General features: G+C 75.3%; 19 protein-coding genes and 1 pseudogene. 11 read left to right on the plus strand and 9 right to left on the minus strand.

Annotation, left to right across the window (positions count from 1 at the left end; translation table 11 throughout):
* Positions 1–204 precede the first annotated feature (204 nt).
* A complete protein-coding gene (locus CP969_RS07965) occupies positions 205–1,035 on the plus strand; it encodes an IclR family transcriptional regulator (protein WP_026085341.1) in 831 nt (276 codons plus the stop codon).
* A 39-nt stretch (positions 1,036–1,074) separates the two neighbouring features.
* Here the strand turns inward: CP969_RS07965 and CP969_RS07970 are convergent, their stop codons facing one another.
* From CP969_RS07970 to CP969_RS07985, 4 genes are all read right to left on the minus strand, one after another.
* The gene (locus tag CP969_RS07970) at positions 1,075–5,706 is read right to left on the minus strand and encodes a coiled-coil domain-containing protein (protein WP_150474906.1); all 4,632 of its coding nucleotides are present in this window, start codon (positions 5,704–5,706) and stop codon (positions 1,075–1,077) included.
* A 54-nt stretch (positions 5,707–5,760) separates the two neighbouring features.
* Positions 5,761–6,642 (minus strand): hypothetical protein, encoded by an 882-nt coding sequence (locus CP969_RS07975; protein ID WP_004990832.1) that lies wholly within the window; start codon positions 6,640–6,642, stop codon positions 5,761–5,763.
* A 121-nt stretch (positions 6,643–6,763) separates the two neighbouring features.
* Positions 6,764–8,290, minus strand: coding sequence for a hypothetical protein (locus tag CP969_RS07980; protein WP_026085340.1), 1,527 nt, complete (start codon positions 8,288–8,290; stop codon positions 6,764–6,766).
* 103 nt (positions 8,291–8,393) lie between these two features.
* On the minus strand, positions 8,394–9,098 hold the full coding sequence (locus CP969_RS07985; RefSeq protein ID WP_004990827.1) for a GntR family transcriptional regulator: 705 nt from the start codon (positions 9,096–9,098) through the stop codon (positions 8,394–8,396).
* A 177-nt stretch (positions 9,099–9,275) separates the two neighbouring features.
* Here CP969_RS07985 and CP969_RS07990 point away from each other — a divergent pair, with 177 nt between their 5' ends.
* The 5 genes from CP969_RS07990 to CP969_RS08010 are packed head-to-tail and all read left to right on the plus strand — an operon-like array spanning position 9,276 to position 13,724.
* A complete protein-coding gene (locus tag CP969_RS07990) occupies positions 9,276–10,595 on the plus strand; it encodes an MFS transporter (RefSeq protein WP_026085339.1) in 1,320 nt (439 codons plus the stop codon).
* On the plus strand, positions 10,592–11,437 hold the full coding sequence (locus CP969_RS07995) for a putative hydro-lyase (RefSeq protein ID WP_016827160.1): 846 nt from the start codon (positions 10,592–10,594) through the stop codon (positions 11,435–11,437). Before CP969_RS07990 ends, CP969_RS07995 begins: the two co-directional genes overlap by 4 nt.
* Before the next feature lie 36 nt (positions 11,438–11,473).
* On the plus strand, positions 11,474–12,232 hold the full coding sequence (locus CP969_RS08000) for a LamB/YcsF family protein (RefSeq protein WP_016827159.1): 759 nt from the start codon (positions 11,474–11,476) through the stop codon (positions 12,230–12,232).
* Positions 12,229–12,858 (plus strand): 5-oxoprolinase subunit B family protein, encoded by a 630-nt coding sequence (locus CP969_RS08005; protein WP_016827158.1) that lies wholly within the window; start codon positions 12,229–12,231, stop codon positions 12,856–12,858. Before CP969_RS08000 ends, CP969_RS08005 begins: the two co-directional genes overlap by 4 nt.
* Positions 12,855–13,724, plus strand: coding sequence for a 5-oxoprolinase subunit C family protein (locus CP969_RS08010; protein WP_016827157.1), 870 nt, complete (start codon positions 12,855–12,857; stop codon positions 13,722–13,724). The genes CP969_RS08005 and CP969_RS08010 overlap by 4 nt, the downstream gene beginning before the upstream one ends.
* A gap of 16 nt (positions 13,725–13,740) precedes the next feature.
* On the opposite strand, the pseudogene CP969_RS08015 reads toward CP969_RS08010, so the two are convergent.
* From CP969_RS08015 to CP969_RS08030, 4 genes and pseudogenes are all read right to left on the minus strand, one after another.
* Positions 13,741–14,295, minus strand: a pseudogene (locus CP969_RS08015) (glycosyltransferase); the annotation flags it as partial.
* Positions 14,296–14,347: 52 nt separating this feature from the next.
* The gene (locus CP969_RS08020; protein WP_016827155.1) at positions 14,348–15,472 is read right to left on the minus strand and encodes a glycosyltransferase family 4 protein; all 1,125 of its coding nucleotides are present in this window, start codon (positions 15,470–15,472) and stop codon (positions 14,348–14,350) included.
* A gap of 163 nt (positions 15,473–15,635) precedes the next feature.
* Positions 15,636–17,054 (minus strand): HEAT repeat domain-containing protein, encoded by a 1,419-nt coding sequence (locus CP969_RS08025; protein WP_016827154.1) that lies wholly within the window; start codon positions 17,052–17,054, stop codon positions 15,636–15,638.
* 299 nt (positions 17,055–17,353) lie between these two features.
* Positions 17,354–17,746 carry an ankyrin repeat domain-containing protein gene (locus CP969_RS08030; protein ID WP_016827153.1) on the minus strand — a complete coding sequence of 131 codons (393 nt, stop codon included), beginning with the start codon at positions 17,744–17,746 and terminating at the stop codon, positions 17,354–17,356.
* A gap of 320 nt (positions 17,747–18,066) precedes the next feature.
* On the opposite strand from CP969_RS08030, the gene CP969_RS08040 reads away from it, so the two are divergent.
* Positions 18,067–18,261 carry a hypothetical protein gene (locus CP969_RS08040; RefSeq protein WP_004990814.1) on the plus strand — a complete coding sequence of 65 codons (195 nt, stop codon included), beginning with the start codon at positions 18,067–18,069 and terminating at the stop codon, positions 18,259–18,261.
* A 49-nt stretch (positions 18,262–18,310) separates the two neighbouring features.
* On the plus strand, positions 18,311–20,086 hold the full coding sequence (locus CP969_RS08045) for a membrane protein (protein WP_016827152.1): 1,776 nt from the start codon (positions 18,311–18,313) through the stop codon (positions 20,084–20,086).
* A 52-nt stretch (positions 20,087–20,138) separates the two neighbouring features.
* Here CP969_RS08045 and CP969_RS08050 read toward each other — a convergent pair whose 3' ends face one another.
* Entirely contained in the window at positions 20,139–21,638 is a 1,500-nt protein-coding gene (locus tag CP969_RS08050) for an SCO1417 family PLP biosynthesis transcription factor (RefSeq protein ID WP_016827151.1), read from the minus strand.
* Between the two features lie 100 nt (positions 21,639–21,738).
* Between CP969_RS08050 and yczE the strand changes: the two genes are divergently transcribed.
* The 3 genes from yczE to CP969_RS08065 are packed head-to-tail and all read left to right on the plus strand — an operon-like array spanning position 21,739 to position 24,565.
* Complete coding sequence (yczE, locus tag CP969_RS08055) at positions 21,739–22,404, plus strand: membrane protein YczE (RefSeq protein ID WP_016827150.1); 666 nt, start codon at positions 21,739–21,741, stop codon at positions 22,402–22,404.
* On the plus strand, positions 22,401–23,168 hold the full coding sequence (locus CP969_RS08060) for a glycerophosphodiester phosphodiesterase family protein (protein ID WP_004990806.1): 768 nt from the start codon (positions 22,401–22,403) through the stop codon (positions 23,166–23,168). The genes yczE and CP969_RS08060 overlap by 4 nt, the downstream gene beginning before the upstream one ends.
* A gap of 50 nt (positions 23,169–23,218) precedes the next feature.
* Entirely contained in the window at positions 23,219–24,565 is a 1,347-nt protein-coding gene (locus tag CP969_RS08065) for an MFS transporter (RefSeq protein ID WP_004990804.1), read from the plus strand.
* Positions 24,566–24,647 lie beyond the last annotated feature (82 nt).

Raw genomic sequence — 24,647 nt, forward strand, 5'->3', positions numbered from 1 at the left:
GCAGCCAGGCGCGTTCCGGCCCTTCACCGCCGGAGGCGCGGACGTACGGCGCCTCCCCCGGGGGCCCGACCGCCCGGTGGCATGATGTTGCCCATGGCGCACGAGTGAGCGTCATGGGCAACGGGGTCCGGGCGGGCGGCGATCGCGTCGAAGTTCTTTCCGAACGGGGTCCGCACCGGGGCGACAGGTGGTGAGGGCCGAGACATGACCGGCGCGCATGAGCAGTCCGGACGCCGCGGGGAGCATACGGCGGGCCCGGCGCGGCGGAACGGGAAGAGCCCGGCGAGCGCCGTCCAGTCGGTGGACCGTGCCGTGAGCGTGCTGGAGATACTCGCCCGGCACGGCGAAGCGGGCGTCACCGAGATCGCCGACGCGCTGGAGGTGCACAAGTCCACGGCTTTCCGGCTGCTCGGCGTCCTGGAGAACCGCGGCCTGGTGGCCCAGGCCAAGGAACGCGGCAAGTACTACCTGGGTGCCGGAGTGCTGCGCCTCGCCGGTGCGGCGGCCGTGCGGCTGGACATCTCGCAGGAAGGCGTGCCGGTCTGCCGGGAACTGGCCGACGAACTGGGCGAGACGGTGAACATCGCGGTCCTGGACGACGACGCCGCCGTCAACATCATGCAGGCCCGCGGAACGGCGTCCGTCTCTGCGCAGAACTGGCTGGGCAGGCGCACCCCGCTGCACGCCACCGCCGGCGGCAAGGTGTTTCTGGCGCACATGCCGCCCACCTCGCGCGAGGACTTCCTCGCCGGCCCGCTGCACCGGTTCACGGAGCGCACGATCACGGAGGCGTCCGCTTTGCGGGGCGAGCTGGAGCCGGTGGTCCCCGAGGGGTACGCGGCCACGCTCGAGGAACTGGAGCCGGGACTCGCGGCCGTCGCCGCGCCGGTCCGCTCGCACGAGGGCGAGGTGATCGCGGCGCTCAGTGTCTCGGGGCCGGTGTACCGGCTGGCCCCGGACCGGCTGCCGGAGCTGGGCCGGCGGACGGCGGCAGCGGCGGCCGAGCTGTCCCGGCGCATGGGCTACGGCTTCTGAGCCGGGGCCCGGACCGGGTGGAGGAGGGCGGAGGCGTGCTCACCCGCTCGTCGGCGCGGGCCGTTTGAACATCCGGGTCGCCGTGATCTCGCTGTGCGCCTCCTCGGCCGGGTCCGGCAGGGGCAGACCGGGCCTGAGGTGCTCCTCCACGCTGATGTACTTCAGGCCGGCCCGGAGGTCGGCGTCGTTGCGCAGCCGGATGACCAGCGGGAACTCCGCGAGCGCCGTCGTGTCGAACAGGCCCGTGGTGTACAGGAGCTGCACGCCGAGCGCGTCGGCGACCGCCCGCTGGAGCTCCAGCAGGTAGGTGGCGTTGGCGCGGCCGATGGGATTGTCGAGGAACAGGGTGCCCGCGTGCCGGTGCTTGTCCCGGCCCCGGTCGTTGGACCGCAGGGCGGCCATCGTGCAGTACAGGGCGATGGCCGCGGTGAGCAGCTGACCGCCGGAGAACACGTCACCCATCTGCCCCACGGGGACGCGCTCGGCACGCAGGACCGCGTCGGGCTTGAGGATCTCGACGGCGATGCCCTTCGGCCGGAGCGCGGCGGCGACCCCGCGCAGCAGCAGGGACATGCCGTCGCGCCGCAGGTCGGAGTTCTTCTTGACGGCCGACCGGGTCGCCTCGTCGATGACCTCGCCGAGCCGCTCGGTGAGCGTGGCCTGGTCGGGCTCCTCGAAGCGGATGCGCAGGAACTCCTGCCCGGACCACTCACCGAGTCCTTCGGGCAGCCGGGAGAGCCGCTGGGCGGAGCGCAGGGTGGCCAGCGCCGACTCCACCAGGCCCCTGAGCCGGTCCACGATCGAGTCCCGGTTCCGCTCCAGCTGCTCCAGCTCGTCGGTGAGCACCCGGAGGCGGGGTGCGAAGGCGTCCGCCCACTTCCGGGCGTGCTCGGGCAGCGCGGAGGCGGGCAGCTCGCGGATCTGCTGCCGCGCGGGGGTGCGGACCTGTTCGTAGCGCGTGGAGTTGGCGTGCCGGACGAGGATGTCGCTCGCCTCGCGCACGGCGGACTCGGCGGCGGACAGGTCGGCGGCGCAGCCCCGCAGCGAGCGGCGGGCCTCGGCGGCGGACTGCCGGGCCTCCTCCGTGCTGCCCGGGTAGGGCTCGGGCTGCTCCTGCTCCTCCTCGGGGGTGTGCTCGCGCAGCAGGTCGCGGAGCATGGCGGCGATCTCGTCGAAGCCTCCGGCCGCGTCCTCGGCGGCACGGTGCGCCTCGAGCAGCTCGGCGTGCGCCTCCCGGGCCTGCTCCAACGCCTCGGTGCGGGAGGCCAGTTCGGCCGAAGCGGTGCGCAGGAGGGCCTGTGCGTGCTCGGCGTCGCGCGGCACCAGCTCGTCGGACAGCCCGGTGTGCGCCTCACCGTTCTCGGGCGCGAGCCGCTCGGCCTCACCGCGCAGCCGCCCGAGCTGCTCGCTCGCGCCGGACATGCGCGTCTCCAGAAGCTGGACCAGTTCCTCGGCGCGGGCGGCCGCGGCCTGCCGGCTGGGCCCGTCGGAGCCGTCGGGCGACAGGAGCAGTTGCTCGGCCCGGGTACGGACCTTGTTGCTGAGCCGGTCCAGCTCGGCGCGGGCGGCGCTCTCGTCGCTCTCCGCGCGGGCCTGCTCGGCGCGCAGGTCGGCGCCGACACCGACCTTCTCGTACACCTGGGACGCGGCCCGGTACGCCTCGCGCAGGGCGGGCAGCGACGCCTGCGGCGCCTCGGCGCCGTCCTCGGGCACGTCGTCGGGGGCGCCCGCGATCTCGGAGCGCTCGGCGCGCAGCGCACGCGCGGTGCGCCGAGCGTCGTCGGCGGCACGCTGGGCGCCGCGCCGGTCCTCGTCGGCGGCACGCGCGCGGTCCAGGCAGGCCTGGGCGCGCGCCTCCGCCTCGGTCGCGTCGTCGGCCAGTTCGCGCAGCTTGGCCTGCCAGGCGGCCCGTTCCCGCAGTCGGAACGCGAGCCCGGCGAGGGCGTCGGCGGCGCGCCGGGCCTTCTGCGCGGTCTCCTGCCGCTCGTCGCGCACCCGGGCGGCCTCGACGGCGGCCTCCTCGGCCTCCGCGCGCACGGTGCGTGCCTCGGCCAGCTCGGCCTCGCACTCCTCGGCGAACGCCCGCGCCTCGCGCGCCGCCCGCGCCAGCTCGGTGAGCCGGCCGGCCGGGCAGCCGGTGCGCCAGGAGGCGAGCCGGGCCACCAGCTCCCGGTCCTTGCCGAGCCGGGCGGCGAGCCTGCGGATCTCCTCGTCGCGCGCGGTCGCCCGGGCGCGCAGTGCCTGCCGCTCCTCGTCGGCGGCGTGCTCGTCGTGCATGGCCGGGTTCGGCGGGACGAGGAAGACGTCCCCGGTGTCCGCGTCCGCCGCCGGGGCCGGGGCGAGCAGGGCGGCGGCCGTGCCGACGGCGACGGTGGACCGGGGCAGCAGGGCGGCGTCGCCCAGCGCCTCGCGGGCGCGGACGTGGGAGTCCGGGTCGGTGATGATGACGCCGTCGACCAGCTCGGGCCGGGCGGCCAGTACGCGCGCGTGGTCGGCCGGGTCGACGGCCTGGGCGAGGTAGCGCCAGCCGGGCAGGGCCGGGATGCCGTGCTCGCCGAGGAACTCGACGGTCGCCAGCACGTCCGGGCCGGGCGGCAGCAGCCCGCCGTCGCCGAGGGCGCCGAGGATGCGGGCGTCGTCGGCGGCGGCGGTGCGCAGCTCGAACAGCTGCCGCTCGGCGGAGGAGACCGCGTCGTCGAGCAGTTCGCGCAGGTCGTCGGCGAAGCGGTCGAGCTCCTCGGCGGTGAGGGCGCCGCCGGCCGGAGTGCCGTCCGGTCCGCCGTCCGTGCCGTGCCGGGGTCGCGGGACCGACGGCCGGGGAGCGGTGCCGGTCAGGCTCAGCAGCTCCGCCAGCCGCTCCTCGGCGGCGAGGGCCTCGGCGGTGCGGCGCTCGCCCTCGTGGGCGCGCTCGGCCGCCGCGGCGGCGTCCGCCGCGCGGGCCGCGGTGAGCTCCGCGCGGCTCTCGGCGGCGGCCGCCTCGCGCGCGTGCTCGCCGGTCCGGCGGGACGCCTCGCGGGCGGAGTCCCAGGCGGCGACCGCCGTCTTCTCCGCGTCGCTGGCCGCGAGGGCGGCCCGAGCGGGGTCGGCGTCGGGGGCGCTGTCGTCGAGCCAGCCGGCCCGGACCGCCTCGGCGGTCTCCTGCTCGACCTCGGCGAGGCGCTGCCGCAGGTGCCCGATCTCGCTGCGGGCGCGCTGGGCCTCGGTGGCGGCGGCGGTGGAGTCGCGGTAGGCGGCGTCGCTGACCTCCTGGAGGGCGGCGGACCGCTCCTCCTCCTCGTTGGCGAGGTCCTCGGCGTTCCGCGCGGCGGCGTGCAGGGCGCGTACGAGGTCGACGGCGGCCTTGGCGCGCGCGGCCAGCGCGGGGGCCGCGTCCCGCTCGGCCTCCTGGATCGCGGCGGACACGCGCGCGACCCGGTCGGCGGCTGCCCGGTGGCGCAGCACCGCCTCGGCGGCCTGCCAGGCCGCGTACAGCGTGCGCGCGTCGGCGAGTTCGCGCTTCTGGGCGGCGGCGGACTTCTCGGCGGCGGCGAGCGCCAGGGAGGCGTGCCGGTAGGCGAGTTCGGCGGAGATCAGGGCGCTGCGCTCGCGGGCCGCCTCGGCATGGGTGACGGCGTACGCGGCGGCGGTGACCCGTTGCGCCAGGTCGGCCGCGCGGACGCGCTCCCGGGCGCCGCGCGCGGAGAGCCTGCGGGCCAGGGCGCGGGTGCGGCGCTCGGCGGCGGCGTGGACCTCCCGCGCGCGGGTGCGGGCGTCGGTGGCCTCGACGATCCGGCCGAGGAGGTCGACGGATCCCGCGGTGAAGTCCCGTTCGGCGATCAGCTCGGCGCGCCGGCCCAGCTTGTTGCCGAAGCCGCTGACCAGGTCGGCGAGCCCGTCGGTGTCCCGGGTGTCGGTGACGGCGCGCAGCAGCAGGTCGGTGAAGTCGGAGTCCTTCTTGACGGCGAAGAGGCCGGCGGCCTCGCCCTCGTCGGCGTTCATCTCGCGCTGGTAGCGGAAGAGTTCGGGGTCGAGTCCCAGTTCGCCGAGGTGCTCGGTCCAGCGCTCGTGGATCTCCTCCCAGTGCACCTCCAGGTGCGGGTACGTCTTGCCCGCCTCGGTGAGGGCGTCCCGGAAGCCCTTCATGGTGCGGCGCCGCCCCCGCGCGCCCGACTGGCCCTCGGCGGGCGGCCGCACGGCCGTGGACTCGGCGACGGGCAGGTTGTCCAGGCTGAGCCCGGGGCCGGGCCGGAAGGAGTACCAGGCCTCGGCGAACTTCCGCGGGTCGTTGGAGACCTGGCGGCCCCGCCACTCGCTGGCCTTGCCGACGACGACGCACTCGCCGGTCTGTACGTGCTGCCACTCCAGCGCCACGTGGCCGCAGTCGTCGGCGAGCAGGAACTTGCGCAGGACGCCGGAGCTGGCGCCGCCGAGGGTGTTGCGGTGGCCCGGGAGCATCACGGAGAAGATCAGCTTCAGCAGGACGGACTTGCCGCCGCCGTTCTCCAGGAAGAGCACGCCGGCCGGCGCGGGCCGGCGCGGCGGGCCGACGGGCTCCTCCTCGAAGAACTCCGCCTGCGTCGGCGCGGGGTCGGGCACCGTCGCGCCCACACCGCGCAGGTCAAGCACGGTGTCGGCGTAGCGCGCACCGGCGGGCCCGATGGAGTAGAGGCGGACCCGGGACAGCTCGTACATGGCGGACTCTCGTAAGGCTTCGTGAAACGGGGAGTGCAGCGGGGAACAGGGGTCTCAGGAGGAGTGGAAGGGCAGGCCGGCGTCGGCGACGAGATCCAGGTCGTCGGCGTCCTCGGGGGGCAGCAGGGTGGGCGTGCCGTCGGTGATCGGGACGACGCCCAGTTCCAGCAGCTCGGCCAGGGCGGCGCTGCCCGCCATGTCGCGCACCTGGAGCTGGTAGCGGGCCGTGGTGCGGTACGTGCCGCCGTTGTCGTCGCCGGTGCGCTGCAGGAAGCCGGAGTCGGTGAGGAAGGCGACGGCCTTGGCGACGATGCCGGTGGTCGATCCCGCGAGCCGGCGCGCGTCCTTGGTGGCTCCGGTCGCGCTGCGTCTGGCCCAGACCCGCCAGGCGGCCTCCAGGCCGGGGGCGTCGCTGGCCGGGTCGGTGTTCTCGCCCTGCCGGGCGGCCCGTTCCTCCAGCCGGTGGCAGGCCTGGCGCACGAAGGCGTCGACGCCGTTGACCGTGACGCGTCCGATGTAGCCGTCGTCGGCGAGGTCCTCCGGGCGCGGGAAGGCCAGAGCGGCGACGGCGAGATGGGCGAGCCCGTGCAGGAACCGGTCGCTGCCGTCGGCGGAGGTGCGTCGCGCGTAGTCGCCCATGCGCACCGCGAACACGGAGTCCTCGGCGGCGGTCACCGCCATGCCCGCGCGCGGGGACACCTCCAGCACGATCAGTCCGAGGCCGGTGGCCACGGCGTCGGTGAGCCGCGCGAACGGCGGGTCCTCGCGGTAGCGGCGCAGCAGGTCCGCGTACTCCTGGTCGCGGGCCGGCTGGAGCTTGGGCTGGAGGCCGAAGGCGACGAGCCGCGCCGCGTCGGCGGCGTCGGCGGGCGTGACGGCGGCACCGGCCGGTGCGGCACCGGCCTCCGGCTCGCTCCACTCGACGTGCTCGGTCACGGTTTCGGCTCCTTGCTCTCGGGGACAACGGTGCGGTCGGCTTCTTCGGGGGCCCGGGGCCGCGGCTCCGCCGCGTGGGCCCGGCCCGCCGCCGGCGCACGGTCGCCCCGCGGCGGGACCATCACGCCGCCTCCGTCCGGTCCGCCGCCATCCCCGCCGCGTCCAGCAGGGCCGTGCCGACGACGAGGTCGGCGCCGCCGAACTCGGGGTCGTCGAGCTCGGTGCCGTCGTCCACGGCGAACAGCAGCTTCCGCTCGCCCTGGCGGTAGGCGGTGCCGACCGGCGGGCTGGCGGCGTGGATCGCCAGCAGGGCGACCAGGTACGGCAGCTCGGGGTCCCGGCGGCGCGCGTCGGCGAGCAGTCCGGACAGCCGGCGCGGCGCGTCGGCCGGCAGGTCCAGCAGCTCCATGGCGGCCGCCAGCTGCTCCTCGCTGAAGCGGCTGTCGTCCGGTGTGGCGATGAGGTCGGGCTCCGGCATCTCGGCCCCGAGGTGCTCCCGCTCCACGGGCGGCGTCAGCAGGATCTCGACGAGGTCGGCGACCCGGACGGACACCGGGGTGCGCAGCCCGGTGCCGCGGGCGAAGAAGGCGTCGGTGACCCGGGCCGCCCGCTCCACGGGCAGCGGCAGCAGGGGCGCCAGGAGATGGCCGTACAGGTCCGTGCCCGAGGTGGGCGTGGGGGTGGCGAAGGCCTGCCGGTCCTGTTCGGCCCGGAACAGCGGACCGGCCTCCAGCAGCCGGGACTGCAGCTGCGTGTGCCGCCGGATGCAGTCCTTGACGATGTCCACCAGCTCGGCGGCCCGCCGCTTGTTCTCGGGGTCCTCGGACTCGTCGCGGGCCTTGCGGATGTTGGTGAGGATCGCGTTCTCGTGGCGGTAGCGGTCCGCCACGTGGTCCAGGGCCTCGGCGATCATGTCGGGGACGGTGCTCAGCCAGTCCACCGCGCGGACGTTGCGCCGGGTGGCCTCCAGGGCCCGGCGCAGGGTCTCGGAGTACTGCACGGTCCGGTAGCGGGCCTGCTCCGCGGCGAGCTGGGCGTCCGCGAGCCGGCCGCGGCTGATCAGCACCTCCAGCTTGACCTCGGCGGCGATCTGCGCGCTGGTGACATCGGTGTCCAGGGCGCCGACCAGGACGTTGACGGCCTCGTCGGTGGTCCGCAGGTACACCGTGCCGCCGGGGCCGGGGACCTCCTCGATCAGCTTGAAGTCGTAGTCGCGGCGCACATAGGTGCCGTCCGCCCCGAACACGCCGTACACCGCCCGGAAGCCGCGGTCGACGCTGCCGACGTTGATCAGGTTCTCCAGGACCCAGCGGGCCACCCGCTCGTGTTCGGCGGCGGGACGGTGCGGGGCCTGGGCGGCGATGCGCAGGACGAGCCGGGCGACGATCTGGTCGTGGTCCGCGCCCGTGTCGAAGTCCATGTTCAGCGTGACGAGGTCGATGGCGGCCAGGGCGATCTCCGCCATGCCGTACACCGAGTACTCACCGGCCAGGTTGGCCTTGCGCGCGTCCAGGTCGTGCAGCGGCGCCGTGCAGGCGAGCGCGCGCAGCCGCCGCGCCAGCCCTTCGTCGGCGGCCGGGCCCGGTGCGGGCCGCGGCCCCGCGCTGAGCTGGGGCGGAGCACTGTCCGTCGATGCTGGCGATGTCACGGTCACAGACTAGGTCCTCGGTCTGACAACGACCCAAACGAGGCGGACGCGCCCCGGCGCCACGGGGCCGCGCCCGCGTTCCGCCGCCGCGCGCCGCCGCGGCTCAGCCGTCCTGCCCGCCCGTCCCGACCCGGCGCCGGTACACCTCCACCACCCGCTCCAGCGAGACGTCCAGGTAGGCCGCGAGCAGTTCCTCGGCCGCCCCCCGGTCGCCGGCCTGCAGGGCCCGGAGAATCGCGACATTGCGTTCGATGTACGGTTCGTGCAGCCGCCTGGGCTCGTCCACCACGTGGAAGGCGAGCCGCAGTTCGGCGAAGACGCTGCGCATCAGCTCGTCGGTGCGCTCGCTGGCGGCGAGGGCCACCAGCTCCCGGTGGAAGTGGATGTTGGCCGTACCCACGCCTTTCCAGTCACCTTCGCGCGCCGCCCGGCGGCCCTCCTCCACCGCCCCGGCGAGCGCGTCCAGCCCGTACGGAGGCTCGCCGAGGCCGCGCACGACGGCGCACTCGACGAGCCGGCGGGTGCGGTAGATGTCCTCGACGTCCTCGACGGTCAGCACCCGGACGAACACGCCCCGGTTCAGCTCGTGGACGAGCAGCCGTTCGTGCGTGAGCAGCCGGAACGCCTCGCGCAGCGTGTTGCGGGAGACCCCCAGCGCCCCGCCGATGCCGTCCTCCGACAGCCGCGTCCCGGGCGGGAAGTACCCCTCGGCGATCCGGCTCCTGAGGATGTCCGAGACCCGCTCGGCGGTACTGGTGCGGCCCAGCAGGGCACGGTCGTCGGCCAGTCCCCTCAGCTCCTCTGCCATGCCCGGAATTCAATCGCACACGGAGGGACGAGACAACACGGGTATTGAAGGATCGTTCAACGATCCTCTACGGTGCTCCGCACGGCGCCGCCCTCCGGGCGCACGGCGCCGCTCCTTGCGCACCACGGCACGGCTCATTCCTTCCAGCACCCTCCGTCCTCTCCCTGCGAGGTGCCCATGAGCACGCCCCCTCCACCGCGGGCCCTGACCGGCCGACCACGCCCCGCGCGGGCCGAACACACCGACGACGACGGAGTGTTCGGCTGGCTGCGGGCACTGGGGCCGAGCGGCCGTCGCGCCTTCGGCGGCGCGTTCGGCGGCTATGCCCTGGATTCGTACGACTACTTCACCCTGCCGCTGACCATGGTCGCGCTGTCCGCGTACTTCGGTCTGAACAGCGGTCAGACCGGCCTGCTCACCACCGTCACGCTGGTGGTCTCCGCGGTCGGCGGCGCCCTCGCCGGCGTGCTGGCGGACCGCGTCGGCCGGGTGAGGGCGCTGCTGCTGACCGTGATCACCTACGCGGTGTTCACCGTGGCCTGCGGTTTCGCCCCCAACTACGAGACGCTGCTGGTGTTCCGGGCCCTCCAGGGCCTCGGCTTCGGCGGCGAGTGGGCGGTCGGCGCCATCCTGGTCGCCGAGTACGCGACCGCCCGGCACCGGGGCCGCACCCTCGGCGCGGTCCAGAGCTCCTGGGCCGTGGGCTGGGCGCTGGCCGTGATCGTGTACACGCTGATCTTCTCGCTCGTCGGCGACGATCTGGCCTGGCGCGCGATGTTCTGGACCGGCGCGCTGCCGGCCCTGCTCGTGGTGTGGGTGCGGCGCAGCGTGCGGGACGCGCCCGAGGCGGCCGCCGCGCGGGAGCGGAGCGCCCACCGGGGCTCGTTCGCGGTGATCTTCCGGCCGGGCCGGGCGGGAGCGCCGGGGCTGCTGCGCACCACGCTCTTCGCCGTGCTGCTCTCCACCGGCGTGCAGGGCGGCTACTACACCCTGGCCACCTGGGTGCCGACCTACCTGAAGACGGAGCGCGGCCTGTCGGTCGTCGGCACCGGCGGCTATCTCACGTTCCTGATCTCGGGTGCCTTCATCGGCTACCTGACCGGCGGCCACCTCACCGACCGGCTGGGCCGTCGGCGCAACATCTGGCTCTTCGCCCTGCTGTCGGCGCTCTGCGTCCTCGCGTACACGAACATCCCGAGCGGCGCCGACTCCCTGGTGCTCGTGCTCGGCTTCCCGCTCGGGTTCTGCATGTCGGCGATCTTCAGCGGCTTCGGCTCCTACCTGAGCGAGCTGTACCCGGCGGCGGTGCGCGGGACGGGACAGGGCTTCACGTACAACACCGGACGTGCCGTGGGCGCCGTCTTCCCCACGACCGTCGGCTTCCTCGCCGACGGCTGGGGCGTGGGCGGGGCGCTGGTCTTCGGCGCGGTCGGCTACGGTCTGGCGGCGCTGGCGCTGCTGGGCCTGCCGGAGACGCACGGGAAGGAGCTGGAGTGAACCGCACCGACGACCTGCCGGCGGCCGCCGTGGGCGACCGCCCCGTGGTCCTCGCCGACGAGCACGCGCACGCGTGGAGCCCGCGCACGGCGCGGGCCCGCTTCCGGGAAGGGCTGACCGGTCCCACGGCCGGCGTGGCCGCGGGCCGCACCCAGGCCAACCTGGTCTCGGTGCCCGCCGACTGGGCGTACGACATGCTGCTGTTCTGCCAGCGCAACCCCAAGCCCTGCCCGGTCCTCGACGTCACCGACGCCGGATCCGTCACCACCGTCCTCGCCGAGGGCGCGGACCTGCGCACCGACCTGCCGCGCTACCGGGTGTGGGAGAACGGCGAGCTGGTGGACGAGCCGACGGACGTCCGGGCGCACTGGCGCGACGACCTGGTGTCGTTCCTGATCGGCTGCAGCTTCACCTTCGAGTGGGCGCTGACGGCGGCGGGCGTTCCGCTGCGGCACCTGGAGCAGGGGCGCAACGTTCCCATGTACGTGACGAGTTGGCAGTGCCGTCCGGCGGGACGGCTGCGCGGGCCGCTGGTGGTGTCCATGCGGCCGGTGCCGCCCGCGCACCTCTCGGCGGCGATCCGGGAGAGCAGTCTGCTGCCGGCGGTGCACGGCGGTCCCGTGCACTGCGGCGATCCCGCGGCGCTCGGCATCGACGACCTCGGCCGCCCCGACTTCGGCGACCCGGTGGACCTCGAGCCGGACGACATCCCGGTGTTCTGGGCCTGCGGCGTGACACCGCAGGCCGCGCTGACGGCCTCGCGTCCGCCGTTCGCCCTCACCCACGCACCGGGGCAGATGTTCCTCGGCGACGCCCGCGACGAGCAGTTCCGCGTGATCTGACGGTCCCGCGGACCGAGAAGGAGAAACGAAGGACCCATGACCTCCATCGATCTGAACGCCGACCTCGGCGAGGGTTTCGGCCACTGGCGGCTCACCGACGACGAACGGCTGCTGTCCGTCGTCACCAGCGCCAACGTGGCCTGCGGTTTCCACGCCGGGGACGCGGCCACCATGCGCCGGGTCTGCGAGCTCGCGGCCGAGCGCGGGGTGCGGATCGGCGCCCAGGTCTCCTACCGGGACCTGGCGGGGTTCGGGCGGCGCGCGATGGACGTGCCGCCCGCCGAGCTGACGGCCGAAGTGGCCTACCAGATCGGCGCCCTGGAGGTGTTCGCCCGTGCGGCGGGCGCCCGCGTGGCCTACGTCAAACCGCACGGGGCGCTGTACAACCGGGTGGTCCGCGACGAGGAGCAGGCCGGCGCGGTCGTCGACGGGGTCCTCCTCGCGGACGCCGCGCTGCCGGTGCTCGGCCTGCCCGGCTCGCGGCTGCTGGAACTGGCCGGGAAGGCGGGCCTGCCGGTCGTCCCGGAGGCGTTCGCCGACCGCGCGTACACCGACGAGGGCACCCTGGTGCCGCGCCGTCAGGAGGGCGCCGTGGTGACCGATCCCGCGTCCGTCGTGGCGCGTTCGGTGGACCTGGCCCGTTCCGGTGAGGTCGGGACGCACTCGGGACGGCGCATCGGGGTGCGGGCGCGCTCCCTGTGCCTGCACGGCGACACGCCCGGCGCGGTGGACCTGGCACGACGGGTGCGGGACGGCCTGGAGGCGGCGGGGATCCGGGTGGAGGCCTTCGCATGAGGGTGCTGCCCGTCGGCGAGGACGCCCTGCTCGTCGAGGTCTCCTCGGGCGACGAGGCGCAGGCGCTCCACGTGGAGTTGCTGCGGCTCCGTGCGCAGGGGTCGCTGCGGGTCGGCGAGATCGTGCCGGCGGCCCGCACGGTCCTGCTCGACGGCCTGTCCGATCCCGCCCGGCTGGCCGCCGAACTGACCGCCCGGCCCCTGCCGCCCGTGCCCCCGGGCGCGCCGGGGACGGTCGAGATCCCGGTGCGCTACGACGGCCCGGACCTCGCCGACGTCGCCGCGCACTGGGGCGTCCCCGCGCGGGAGGTGGCACGCATCCACGCGGGCACCGGGTTCCGCGTCGCCTTCTGCGGTTTCGCACCCGGTTTCGGCTACCTCACGGGGCTGCCGCCGCGTTACGACGTGCCCCGCAGGCCGACTCCGCGCACGGCCGTGCCGGCCGGCTCGGTGGCGCTGGCGGGACCGTACACGGGCGTGTACCCGCGCTCCTCGCCGGGCGGCTGGCAGCTGATCGGCACGACCGACCTCGTGCTGTGGGACCCCGCGCGGGCGCCGGCCGCGCTGCTCGCCCCCGGCACCCGCGTGCGGTTCGTACCGGTGGCGGCGACGGAGCCGGCGGCATGACGGACCGTGCGCTCGCCGTCGTCCGGGCGGGGGCCCTGACCACCGTGCAGGACCGGGGCCGCCCCGGGCACGCCCACCTGGGCGTGCCCCGTTCCGGGGCGCTGGACGGGCCCGCGGCGGCGCTCGCCAACCGGCTGGCCGGCAACCCGCCGGACGCGGCCGTCCTGGAGACGACCCTCGACGGCTGTGCGCTGCGCCCCCGTTCCACGGCCGTCATGGCGGTCACCGGTGCGCCCTGCCCCGTCACCGTGGACGGCCGCCCGGCCGCCTGGGGCGCGCCGGTGCGCGTGCGGGCCGGGTCGGTCCTGGACGTCGGGACGGCGGCCCCGGGCGTACGCGCCTACGTCGCCGTCTCCGGGGGGATCGCCGTCGAGCCGGTGCTCGGCAGCCGCTCCACCGACCTGCTCTCGGGCCTCGGCCCGGCGCCCCTCACGGACGGCGCCGTCCTCCCCCTCGGGACGGTGCGAGGACTCCCCGCGCGGGTGGACGTCGCCCCGCAGCCGGCGCCCCCGGACGAACTCGTCCTGCGCGTGACGCCGGGCCCGCGCGACGACTGGTTCACCCCGGAGGCGGTCCGGGTCCTCACGTCCCGCGCGTACCGCGTGTCCCCCGCGAGCAACCGCATCGGGCTGCGCACGACCGGGCCTGCCCTGGAGCGGGCCCGGCCGGACGAACTCCCCAGCGAGGGCATGGTGCTGGGGGCGGTGCAGGTGCCGCCCGACGGCAGGCCGGTGGTGTTCCTGGCCGACCACCCGACCACCGGGGGCTACCCCGTGATCGCGGTCGTCCGCCCCGCCGACCTCCCGGCCGCCGCCCAGGCGGCACCCGGCACCCCGGTCCGTTTCGTCGCCGTGCGCCGCCGCTGAACGCTCAGGCGGGGCCTGGCCGTCGCTCCCCGGGGGACAGTGCGGCCGGCGCCGCCGACACGGCGGCGCCGGCCCGCAGGCCCAGCCGGACGCCCGTGCCCCGCGCGCGGTGCCGCGTCTCGTCGGCGGCGCGCCGGGCGGCGCCCTCCGGCAGTCCCCAGGCCCGCAGCACCCCGTCGGCGGTCTCGTGGGAGACCGTGACCGCCGGGACCCGGGCCCGCCGGGCCCACTTGCCGGTCCAGCGCAGGGTCGTGCGGTCGGACACCTCGAGGCGGTCGGGGGCCAGTTCCCGGAGCAGGCCGGTCATTCGCGCCCGGTCGGTGAGGACGCGGTGGCCCCCCGTGCCGGGCAGCAGCGGGCCCGGCAGCGTGATCACCCTCCCCTGCTCGGTCTCCCGGTCGCCCTCCCGCTCGCCGGGGACGACGAGCACGGGCCGGTGTACCGCCGCGCGGTATCCCCTGCCGAGCTCCCTCGGCGCGGTGCGCAGCCCGCCGGAGGCGGGGGCGACGAAGTTCGCGAGCCGCACGATCCGCAGCGGTCCGTCGGTCCGCGCCGGGCCGCCGGCGTGCACCGGACCGGGGGCCACGGCGAACGGCCGCCCACCGGGGTCGCGTGCACGCCGTTCATGCCGCCACCGCCGTCCTGCGCCCGGCGAGCACATCCGTGTAGTACCCGATCAGCTGGTCCCCGACCGCGGCCCAGGTGCGCCCCTCGACCGCCGCGCGCCCGGCCGCGCCGTACGCGTCCCGCAGCCCGGGGTCGGCGGCCAGGGACCACACCGCGTCGCGCACGGCGGCGGCGTCGCGCGGGGGTACGAGCAGTCCGGTGCGCCCGTGCGCGACCAGGTCCAGCGGGCCGCCCGCCGCGGGCGCCACCACGGGCACGCCGCTGGCCATCGCCTCCTGCACGGTCTGGCAGAAGGTCTCGAACGGCCCGGTGTGCACGAAGACGTCCAGCGAGGCGAAGATCCGGGCGAGTTCGTCGCCGGTGCGGCGGCCCAGGAAGACCGCGCCGGGCAGCGTCTGCTCCAGCCCCGGCCGGCTGGGCCCGTCGCCGACGACCACGACCCGCACCCCGGACAGGGCGCACACCCCGGACAGCAGCTCGACCTGCTTCTCGGGGGCGAGCCGGCCGACGTAGCCGACGACGAGTTCGCCGTTCGGGGCGAGCGCGCGGCGCAGCTCCGCGTCGCGGAGGCCGGGCCGGAAACGGGCGGTGTCCACACCGCGCGGCCACAGCTCGCCCCCGGGCACGCCGTGCGCCTGCAGGTCGCGCAGGGCGGCGCCGGACGGAGCCAGGGTGAGGTCGGCCGCCGTGTGCACGGCACGGATGCGCCGCCAGGCCGCCGCCTCGCCCGCGCCCAGGTACGTACGGGCGTAGCCGGCGAGGTCGGTCTGGTAGACGGCGACGGCGGGCAGGCCGAGGCGGGCGGCGGCCGCCATGCCGCGCACGCCGAGGACGAAGGGGCCGGCCAGGTGGACGACGTCGGCCCGGTGCCCGGCGATCGCGGCGGCGAGGCGGCGGCCGGGGAGGGCGACGCGGACCTGGGGGTAGCCGGGGAGCGGAAGGGAGGGGACGCGGACGACGGGACACGGCGCCCGCTCGTCGGCAGCGGTGCCGGTGGTGGCGGGGGCGACGACGAGGGGGGTGTGACCGCGGTCGACGAGGTGCCGGGCGGTCTGGAACGCGCAGTGGGCCACGCCGTTCACATCGGGGGGAAAGGATTCGGTCACGATGACGACACGCATACCGGTGTTGTCGCCGCACCGGACGTGGCCGCGTCGAAGAGGATCTTTCCGTCCGGGGAACGCGCCATGAGCGTTGCCCCGCCCGCCCGGCCGGGTCAGGCGGTGTCCACGCACACCTGACCCGCGGGTCGTCCTCCGTTCACACCGCGCGTGCCCGAGCGGGTCACACGGCGGTCTCCTCGGGGCCGATCCGGCTGCGCACGGCGGTCTGCACCTCGGCCTCCTCGGCCGGGTCGGCGGCGAGCCGGCGCAGGCGCTCGACCACCCGGGTGTCCCCGGTCTCGGCGTGCCGGGCGGCGATCTCGCGGGTGGACTCCTCGCAGTCCCACAGGCACTCGACGGCGAAGCCGGTGCCGAAGGAGGGGTCGGTGGCGGCGAGGGCGCGCGCGGCCCGGCCCCGCAGATGGGACGAGGCGGTCTCGCGGTAGACGTGGCGGAGGACGGGGGCGGCGCAGGTGATGCCGAGGCGTCCGGCGCCGTCGACGAGTGTCCACAGGGTGGGGGCGTCGGGGCCCTCGCCCCGCACCGCCTCGCGGAGCGCGGCGAGGACCAGGTCGCGGTCCCGGGCCCCGCCCCGGCAGGCGAGGACGCGGCCGGCGGCGGCGCCCAGCGGGTCGGGCCGGCGGGCCCAGCCGCGCGCCCGGTCGACGGCCGTGAGGCTGCGCATGCGTTCGAAGGCGTCGACGGCGGCCTCCACGACGGCCGTCGAGCCCGTGGCCACGGCGCCCTCGATCAGCTCGAGGACGTCGGGGTCGTTGCTGTCGGCGAGGTACCGCAGGGCGGTGCAGCGGGCTCCCTCGGGGCCGTCCTCGGCGGCCCGGACGATCTCGGGCCGGTCCTCGGGGCCCGCCACGGCGGCGAGACAGCGGGCGGCCGGCACATGGAGCGCGGCGCCGCGTTCGACGCCTTGCTGGGCCCATGCGAACACGGCCTGCACGCTCCAGCCGGGGCGGGGCCCGCCGGGGCGCATCTGCCGCTGCCAGCGGTCGAAGCAGCCGGCCTCATGGGCGGCGCGCACGCGCGTGGCGATGGACGCGCGCGGGTCGTCGGCCCACAGCCGCCAGGGCCTCGGCTCGAAGGCGTCGCGAACGGTGGCGGCCAGTTCCGCCTCGCCCTCGGCGTCGGTGGCGAACCGCGCCAGCACCGGGGCGGCGAGGGCGCGCAGGCCCGCGTCGTCGTCCCGGAGGGCGAGCTCGTCCAGGGCCCAGGCCCAGTTGGTGCCGTGGGCGGCGTACCTGCGCAACAGCTCGAGCGCGTCCCGCCTGCCGTAGGAGGCGAGGTGCCCGAGGACGGCGAGGGCGAGTCCGGTGCGTGACTCGTCGGTGTCGAGGACGTCCTCGGGGTCGAAGAGGTGGGCCTCGATCGCGTCCAGTCCGCCGTGCAGATCGAGGTAGAGGCGGGCGTAGTAGAGGGAGCGGTTCTCCACCTGCCAGTCGTGGCGCGGGTCGCGCAGCACGCAGTGGTTCAGCGCCGCGAGCGCTTCGGCGCGCGGGGCGGTGAGCGCGTGCAGCGTGCCGTCGCCGCGGCCCCGCTGGAGCAGGCCGAGCAGCGTACCGCTGGGCGCTATGACCGGATCGAACATGGGAAACAGCCTCACATCAAGCGTCGACGCAACCGGGGACGTGCATTACCTGGCCGCGTGACGACACGTCGGGGCGCCCGCCGTTTCCTGCTCGCTGTAGACCATCTCTCTCTGCCTCTCGTCGGTGGCCCATGCGGACCGCATCACGGCCCGCGCGGTGCGGCAACACCTGCCCAGCCATCGCGTCCGTGAATCACGTCGTCATGATGACCCGGCGGTCACATCTCCCGCGACCGAAATTCCGGCGGCCCCGTACCGCCTCCCCGTTTTCCGTGTCGTCGCCGGTCAGGGCGTTCCGTTCACTGCTCGCCGAACAGGTCGAGCAGTTCCGTCCGGCCGAACATCCGGGCCGTGTCGACGGCCGAGGGGGTGCCGGCGGACGGGTCGGCGCCGCCCTCCAGGAGGGCCTCGATCACCTCGGCCTCCCCCTTGAAGACCGCCCCCGCGAGGGGGGTCTGGCCCCGGTCGTTGACGCGGTCGGCGTCGGCGCCGCGCTCCAGCAGCGCGCGCACCGTCCCGGCGTGACCGTGATAGGCGGCGAGCATCACGAGCGAGTCGCCCCGGTCGTTGGTGAGGTTGGCCGGGACCCCCGCGTCGACATAGGCCACGAGTTCGTCGGTCCGGCCGCGCCGGGCCAGGTCGAAGATCTTGGTCGCCAGCTCCACGACCTCCGGGTCGGGGGCATCGGTCATCGGCCGGACCGCCTCTCTCTGCGCAGCACTGCGTGCATCGGGGACAGGGCGTACGTCTGCGAGCGGTGCAGAGCCGTACGGGTGAATCGCCAGGGTACTGGCTCGCGCGGCACATGGCCCGACGCGTCCGGGGTGAGGATCACAGCGGACCTCCCGGCCGCGAGGACGCCGGTCCGTGGTCGGACGGAGCACCGGACAGCATTCCACCGAGCGGGCGAAAACTCCAAGAAATCACCCAGTTGCACCTTTTATCGTATAGATACATGCTGTGATGCTGGAAGTACTCATGGTGACTGTCCCCGTGAACCAGGAGAACTCACATGATCATCTCGATCTCATGCGTGGTGCTGCTCGGCATCGTCGTCTTCGTCTTCTTCCGCAAGGACGGGCTGAAGGCGTCGCACGCCCTGGTGGCCATGCTGTTCGGCTTCTATCTGGCCAGTACGGCCATCGCGCCCAGCATCAAGGCGGGTGGCGAAAGCCTGGCCAGCCTCCTGGGCGGGTTCAGGTTCTGATCCGGCTCCCCACGCCCCGCCCGCCCGTACGCACCTCCTGGAGACAGCAGTGGCCCGGCGCCCCCTCCCCCGCATTCTGAGCAACGGCAGCGCCCAGCTCGCCCGGAGCCGGGAACTGGCCAGGACGGCGGCCGACAGCGCCACGGACGTCCTCCACCCGCTGATCACCATCGCGCGCGGTCTGCGCCGACTGGCCTCGGCCGGGCGGCGCCGGTGGGTCGACACGCCCAAGGACAGGCGCGGCGCGCTGTTCTTCCTGGTGGCGGCGGCCGTGCTGGTCGTGGCACTCGCGCCGTACGGCCCGCTGCTCGCCGTCACCACCTTGATGGCGGTGGCGGCCTGGCGGGGGCGGGACCGTGCCCCGTCGGCGTCCGACGGGCCCGACGAGTCCCAGGTCCGGCGCCTGAGGTCGCTGTACGAGGCCCTGGTGCCGTACTTCTCGGCCGCCGAGGACCCGGATCCGCTCTACCGCCACGGCGGCGACTGGGAGAAGGTCTTCCCCGAGTACGAGTTCGACGGCACCGGCCGCATCACGTACCTGGTGATCGGCTATCCCCCCTACTTCACCGACGGCGAGCCGGAGTCCCGGGCGCGGATCGAGCACCTGCTCGGCGCCAAGTCGGGGCGCGGCCGCGAGTACCACTTCGCCTGGGACGAGGAGGGCAACCAGCTCACGGTCCACGTCCTCGCGCCCCTGCCCACCGACATCGCCGCCCAGCCCTTCGTCACGTCCCCCGGCGAGACGGTGCTCGGCTTCACCGACCCCATCCGGGTGCGGCGGACGCTGCCGCTCACCCACGGCGAGCAGCGGCGCGACGTCCCGCCCGTCGTCTGGCGCACCGGTATCCGCTCCACCGAGCCCCATCTGCTCGCGCTCGGCCAGCCGGGCAGCGGCATCTCGACCCTGCTGCGCTCCATCGCCCTGCAGGCCCTCCACCACGGGGACGTGGTGATCGTCGACGGCGGCGGCACCGGTGAGTACGCCTGTCTGACCGGCCGGGACGGGGTGCTCGCCGTCGAGTGCGGGCCGGCGGGGGCACTGGCGGTCCTGGAGTGGGCCGCGCACGAGACGGAGCGCCGGCTGAGCGCCGCGAACCGCGCCCACCAGGCGGGCGATCCGCCGCCCGAGGACACCAGGCGGCCCCTGTGGATCCTGCTGGACCGGCCGAGCGCGTTCACGCACCCGGCCGCCGCGGAGGGCCGGGAGGACCCCCAGTCCCTGCTCCACCTCCCGCTGCGGCACGGCCGCCCGGCGCATGTCACCGTGGTCGTCGGGGACCAGCTCGACAGCCTGGAGATCCTCACCGCCCCGGTGCGGCAGCACACGCGCGCGCGGGTCGTCCTCGGCCCCGCGACGACGGAGCAGCTCACGGCCGTCCTGGGCGCGCCCCCGCACACCACCCCCGTCGACCAGGTCCCCGCGGGCCGCGGCTACGCCCGGCTGGGCACGGGGCCGGTGCACCGCCTCCAGGTGCCGGCCACGCCGAACCCGTACGACGAGGCCACCAGCGACGCCCACCGGCAGGCCGTACTGGAGCTGCTGCCGCCGCGCACGGCTGCGGCGAAGGACGCGGGGCGGCCGGGCCCGGAAGCGGTTCCGGCGGGTTCCGTCCTCCTGGACGCGCTGCCCGCGGATCCCGTGCCCCTGGAGAAGGAACCGGTGCAGAAGGAACCGGTGCAGAAGCCGTTGCCCGAGGAGGCTCTCCCCGGCGGGCCGGTCCCCGTGGGGGCCGCCCCGGAGGAAGGGCCCGCCGCGACCGCCGCCCCGAAGGACATGGCCGCGGCCGCGGCACCCAAGGAAGCGGCGGTCGCGGAGTCCTCCTAGGGGACCCGGCGCCCCCTGGCACCCGTCCCGTGCCGCGTCACCGCCGTGACCGCTACGCCACGAACGCGCGCGACACCTCCACCCCCGTGGTCCCGCCGCTCTCCACCACCCGTGCCGCCGCGGCCAGCCGCACCGCCGCCTCCTCCGCCACCGCGCCGCCCACGGTGAACGGCAGCCGCACATACCCCTCGAACGCCCCGTCGACCCCGAAGCGCGGCCCGGACGGCACGCGCACGCCGACCCGCTCCCCCGCCTCGGCCAGCCGTGAGCCCGAGAGCCCTCCGGCGCGCACCCACAGCGTGAGCCCGCCCCGCGGGACCTCGAACTCCCAGCCGGGCAGCTCCCGCCGCACCGCCGCGACCAGCGCGTCCCGGTTCTCCCGGGCCTGCGCGCGGCGCACCTGGACGGCCTGCTCCCAGCCGTCCGTGCCGAACAGCCAGTTCACCGCCAGTTGCTCCAGCACGGGTGTGCCCAGGTCGGCGTACGCGCGCGCGGCGACCAGGCTGCGGATCGCCTCGGGGGACGCGCGCACCCAGCCGATGCGCATCCCGGCCCAGAAGGCCTTGCTCGCCGAGCCGACCGTGACCACCGTGGACCCGGCCGGGTCGAAGGCGCAGACCGGAGGAGGCATCTCCACGTCGGGCTCGAGCCACAGTTCGGTCATCGTCTCGTCCGCGACGAGCACCGTCCCCGCCGAACGCGCCGCGTCCACCAGCCGGCGCCGCTGGTCCTCGTCGGCGAGCGCACCGGTCGGGTTGTGGAAGTCGGCGACCACGTACGCGATCCGGGGCGCCGCCTCCCGCAGCACCTGCCGCCAGCGGTCCAGGTCCCAGCCGGTGAGGCCCTCGGCCATGGCCACGGGGACGAGCCGGGCGCCGGCCTCCCGCATCAGCTGGAGGATGTTGGCGTAGGACGGCGACTCGACGGCGATGCGCTCGCCGCGCCCGCCGAAGAGGTGGCAGATGGCGTCCATGGCGCCCATCGCCCCGGTCGTCACCATGATCTGCTCGGGCATGGTCGGGATGCCCCGCGCGGTGTAGCGGTCGGCGATCATCGCGCGCAGCGCGGGCAGCCCGGCGGGGTAGTCGCCGTGGGTGTGCGCGTACGGCGGCAGCTCCTCCAGGGCGCCCTGCACGGCGCGCGTGAGCCACGGCTCGGGCGCGGGCAGCGCGGCGCAGCCGAGGTCGATCACCGAGCCGAGGGCCTCGGGCGGCAGCGGTTCGAGCCCTCGCGCGGGCAGCGGGTTGCCGGCCGGGACGGCGGTCCAGCTGCCCGCACCGCGCCGTGACTCCAGGAACCCCTCGCTGCGCAGCGCCTCGTAGGCGGCGGCGACGGTGGTGCGGCTGACGGACAGGGCGAGGGCGAGTTCCCGTTCGGCGGGCAGCCTTGCGGCGACCGGTACGCGCCCTTCGAACACCAGCAGCCGGATGCCGTCGGCGAGCGCGCGGTAGGCGGGCGGGCGGCGGGTTCCGGGACCGGCCGGGCGGTCCTGCTGGGAGCTGAGCAGCCGGGCGAGTTGTGCGGCCCCCACCGCCGAGGTCCACTGCGCCATGAGAATCAGTCCACCTTCCCCGGATTGGCCATGGTCGGCCTCTCCTTCCGTGCCACAGGGTGTCACGCACCGGTCCACTTCCACCACAGGGGGGTACGTCTTGTCCAGCCATTCACCCCGGCAGGGGCACCTCGCACGGCGGCTGTTCCAGCTGTACGCCGGACTGGCGCTGTACGGCGCGAGTTCGGCGCTGCTCGTGCGGTCGGGACTCGGCCTCGAACCGTGGAACGTGCTGCACCAGGGCCTGTCCGAGCGGACGGGGCTGTCCATGGGCGTGGTGCTGACCGTCCTGGGCGCGGCGATCCTGCTGCTGTGGATCCCGCTGCGCCAGCGGCCGGGGCTGGGCACGGTCTCCAACGTCCTGGTGATCGGCGCGGCGATGGACGCGACGCTGGCCGTGCTGCCGGACGCGCACGGCCCGGCGGTCCGCGGGACGCTGATGGCGGCGGGCATCGTGCTGAACGGCGCGGCGACCGGGCTGTACATCGCGGCGCGCTTCGGCCCGGGCCCGCGCGACGGGCTCATGACGGGACTGCACCGGCGCACGGGCGTCTCGATCCGCCTGGTCCGCACGGCCCTCGAGATCGGTGTCGTGGTCACGGGCTTCGTCCTCGGCGGCACCGTGGGCGCCGGCACCCTGCTGTACGCGGTGACGATCGGCCCGCTCGCCCAGCTGTTCCTGCGCGTGTTCGCCGTCCCCCCGGCACCCGACGGCGGCACGGTCCTCGCCACGGGTCGACCGCGGCGGGCGATACTGCGTCCGTGACCCCGCGGATACGCCACCCCTACCTCGACCATCCCGGCCCGATCGCCTTCGCCCACCGGGGCGGGGCGGCGGACGGCCTGGAGAACACCGCGCGCCAGTTCCGGCGCGCCGTCGAGGCGGGCTACCGGTACATCGAGACCGACGTCCACGCCACTCGCGACGGCCGGCTCGTCGCCTTCCACGACGCGACCCTGGACCGGGTGACGGACGGCGCGGGCCGGATCGCCGACCTGCCGTGGCGGGAGGTGGCGCACGCGCGCGTGGCGGGCGAGGAACCGGTGCCCCTGTTCGAGGAGCTCCTGGAGACCTTCCCCGAGGTGCGCTGGAACGTCGACGTCAAGGCCGAACCGGCCCTCCTGCCCTTCCTGGAACTGGTCGGGCGCACGGACGCCTGGGACCGGATCTGCCTCGGTTCGTTCTCCGAGGCCCGGGTGGTGCGCGCGCAGCGGCTGGCCGGCCCGCGGCTGGCCACGTCGTACGGGACGCGGGGCGTGCTGAACCTGCGGCTGCGGTCGTGGGGCCTGCCGGTCGCGGTGCGCCGGTCGGCGGTCGCCGCCCAGGTGCCCGAGGCGCAGTCGGGCGTCCGGGTGGTGGACCACCGCTTCGTGCGCGCGGCCCATGCGCGCGGGCTGCAGGTGCACGTGTGGACGGTCAACGAACCCGAGCGGATGAACCGGCTCCTGGACCTGGGAGTGGATGGCATCATGACCGATCACATCGACACACTGCGCGAGGTCATGGAGGACCGCGGCATCTGGGTCTGAGACCCCGTGCCCCGGCGCCTTCGCGCGTTCACGGGGAAGCGAGGGCACGGGTGGGCACCGGCACCGTGCGATCAACGGCGGCGGACGAGACCGCCGACCGGCGGCGCGAGCAGCGCGGCTGGTACTTCTACGACTGGGCGTGCTCCGTGTACTCCACGAGCGTGCTCACCGTGTTCCTCGGCCCCTATCTGACGTCGGTCGCCGAGTCGGCCGCGGACGCCGAGGGGTTCGTCCACCCGCTGGGGATCCCGGTGCGCGCGGGCTCCTTCTTCGCGTACGCGGTGTCCCTGTCGGTGGTCCTGGCCGTGCTGGTGATGCCGCTGGTGGGCGCCGCCGCCGACCGCACCGGCCGCAAGAAGCCCCTCCTCGCGGCCGCCGCCTACACGGGTGCCGCGGCCACGGCGGGCATGTTCTTCCTGGACGGCGAGCGCTATCTGCTCGGCGGGGCGCTGCTGGTCGTGGCGAACGCGGCGCAGTCCGTGGCGATGATGCTCTACAACGCCTACCTGCCGCAGATCGCCCCGCCCGAGGAGCGCGACGCGGTCTCCTCCCGCGGCTGGGCCTTCGGTTACGCGGCCGGGGCCCTGGTCCTCGTCGCGAACCTCGTCCTGTACACCGGCCACGACGCCTTCGGGGTCTCCGAGGGCACGGCGGTCCGCATCTGCCTGGCGTCGGCCGGTCTGTGGTGGGGCGCCTTCGCGCTGATACCGCTGCGCCGGCTGCGCGACCGCCGCGTTCCCGCGCGGGAGGCGGCCCTGCCCGGCTTCCGGCAGCTCGCGGCGACCGTCCGCGACATGCGCCGCCACCCGCTGACGCTCGCCTTCCTGCTGGCCTACCTGGTCTACAACGACGGCATCCAGACGGTGATCTCGCAGGCATCGGTCTACGGCTCGAGGGAGCTGGGGCTCGGGCAGTCGACGCTCATCGTCGCCGTGCTGCTGGTCCAGGTGCTGGCCGTGGCCGGCGCGCTGGCACTGGGCCGGCTGGCCCGGCGGTACGGGGCGAAGCGCACGATCCTCGGCTCGCTGGTCGCCTGGACCCTGACGCTGGCCGCCGGTTACTTCCTGCCGGCGGGGGCCCCGGAGTGGTTCTTCGTCCTGGCCGCGGGGATCGGGCTGGTCCTGGGCGGCAGCCAGGCGCTGTCCCGGTCGCTGTTCTCCCACCTCGTACCGCCCGGCAAGGAGGCCGAGTACTTCTCGGCGTACGAGATGAGCGACCGCGGGATGAGCTGGCTCGGGCCGCTGCTGTTCGGGCTCACCTACCAGCTGACGGGCAGCTACCGGGACGCGATCGTCTCCCTGGTGGGCTTCTTCGTGCTCGGGTTCGTGCTGCTCGCGCGGGTTCCGGTGCGGCGGGCGATCACCGACGCGGGCAATCCGGTCCCCGAAAGGATTTAGCACTGGGCACCAAAGGGCGGTAGTGTACGCGTTTGGCCTGCCAGGCGTACCGTTACTGCGCGTCAAAAATGCCGAAACGCTG

This window comes from Streptomyces viridosporus T7A (genome assembly GCF_008704515.1).
Taxonomy (GTDB): domain Bacteria; phylum Actinomycetota; class Actinomycetes; order Streptomycetales; family Streptomycetaceae; genus Streptomyces; species Streptomyces viridosporus.

What these genes read in the sequence shown, in the direction of transcription:
- CP969_RS07965 (WP_026085341.1), top strand. Translation starts at nt 205, where the DNA reads ATGACCGGCGCGCATGAGCAGTCCGGACGCCGCGGGGAGCATACGGCG.
- CP969_RS07970 (WP_150474906.1), bottom strand. Translation starts at nt 5,706, where the DNA reads ATGTACGAGCTGTCCCGGGTCCGCCTCTACTCCATCGGGCCCGCCGGT.
- CP969_RS07985 (WP_004990827.1), bottom strand. Translation starts at nt 9,098, where the DNA reads ATGGCAGAGGAGCTGAGGGGACTGGCCGACGACCGTGCCCTGCTGGGC.
- CP969_RS07990 (WP_026085339.1), top strand. Translation starts at nt 9,276, where the DNA reads ATGAGCACGCCCCCTCCACCGCGGGCCCTGACCGGCCGACCACGCCCC.
- CP969_RS08000 (WP_016827159.1), top strand. Translation starts at nt 11,474, where the DNA reads ATGACCTCCATCGATCTGAACGCCGACCTCGGCGAGGGTTTCGGCCAC.
- CP969_RS08005 (WP_016827158.1), top strand. Translation starts at nt 12,229, where the DNA reads ATGAGGGTGCTGCCCGTCGGCGAGGACGCCCTGCTCGTCGAGGTCTCC.
- CP969_RS08010 (WP_016827157.1), top strand. Translation starts at nt 12,855, where the DNA reads ATGACGGACCGTGCGCTCGCCGTCGTCCGGGCGGGGGCCCTGACCACC.
- CP969_RS08020 (WP_016827155.1), bottom strand. Translation starts at nt 15,472, where the DNA reads ATGCGTGTCGTCATCGTGACCGAATCCTTTCCCCCCGATGTGAACGGC.
- CP969_RS08025 (WP_016827154.1), bottom strand. Translation starts at nt 17,054, where the DNA reads ATGTTCGATCCGGTCATAGCGCCCAGCGGTACGCTGCTCGGCCTGCTC.
- CP969_RS08030 (WP_016827153.1), bottom strand. Translation starts at nt 17,746, where the DNA reads ATGACCGATGCCCCCGACCCGGAGGTCGTGGAGCTGGCGACCAAGATC.
- CP969_RS08040 (WP_004990814.1), top strand. Translation starts at nt 18,067, where the DNA reads ATGATCATCTCGATCTCATGCGTGGTGCTGCTCGGCATCGTCGTCTTC.
- CP969_RS08050 (WP_016827151.1), bottom strand. Translation starts at nt 21,638, where the DNA reads ATGGCGCAGTGGACCTCGGCGGTGGGGGCCGCACAACTCGCCCGGCTG.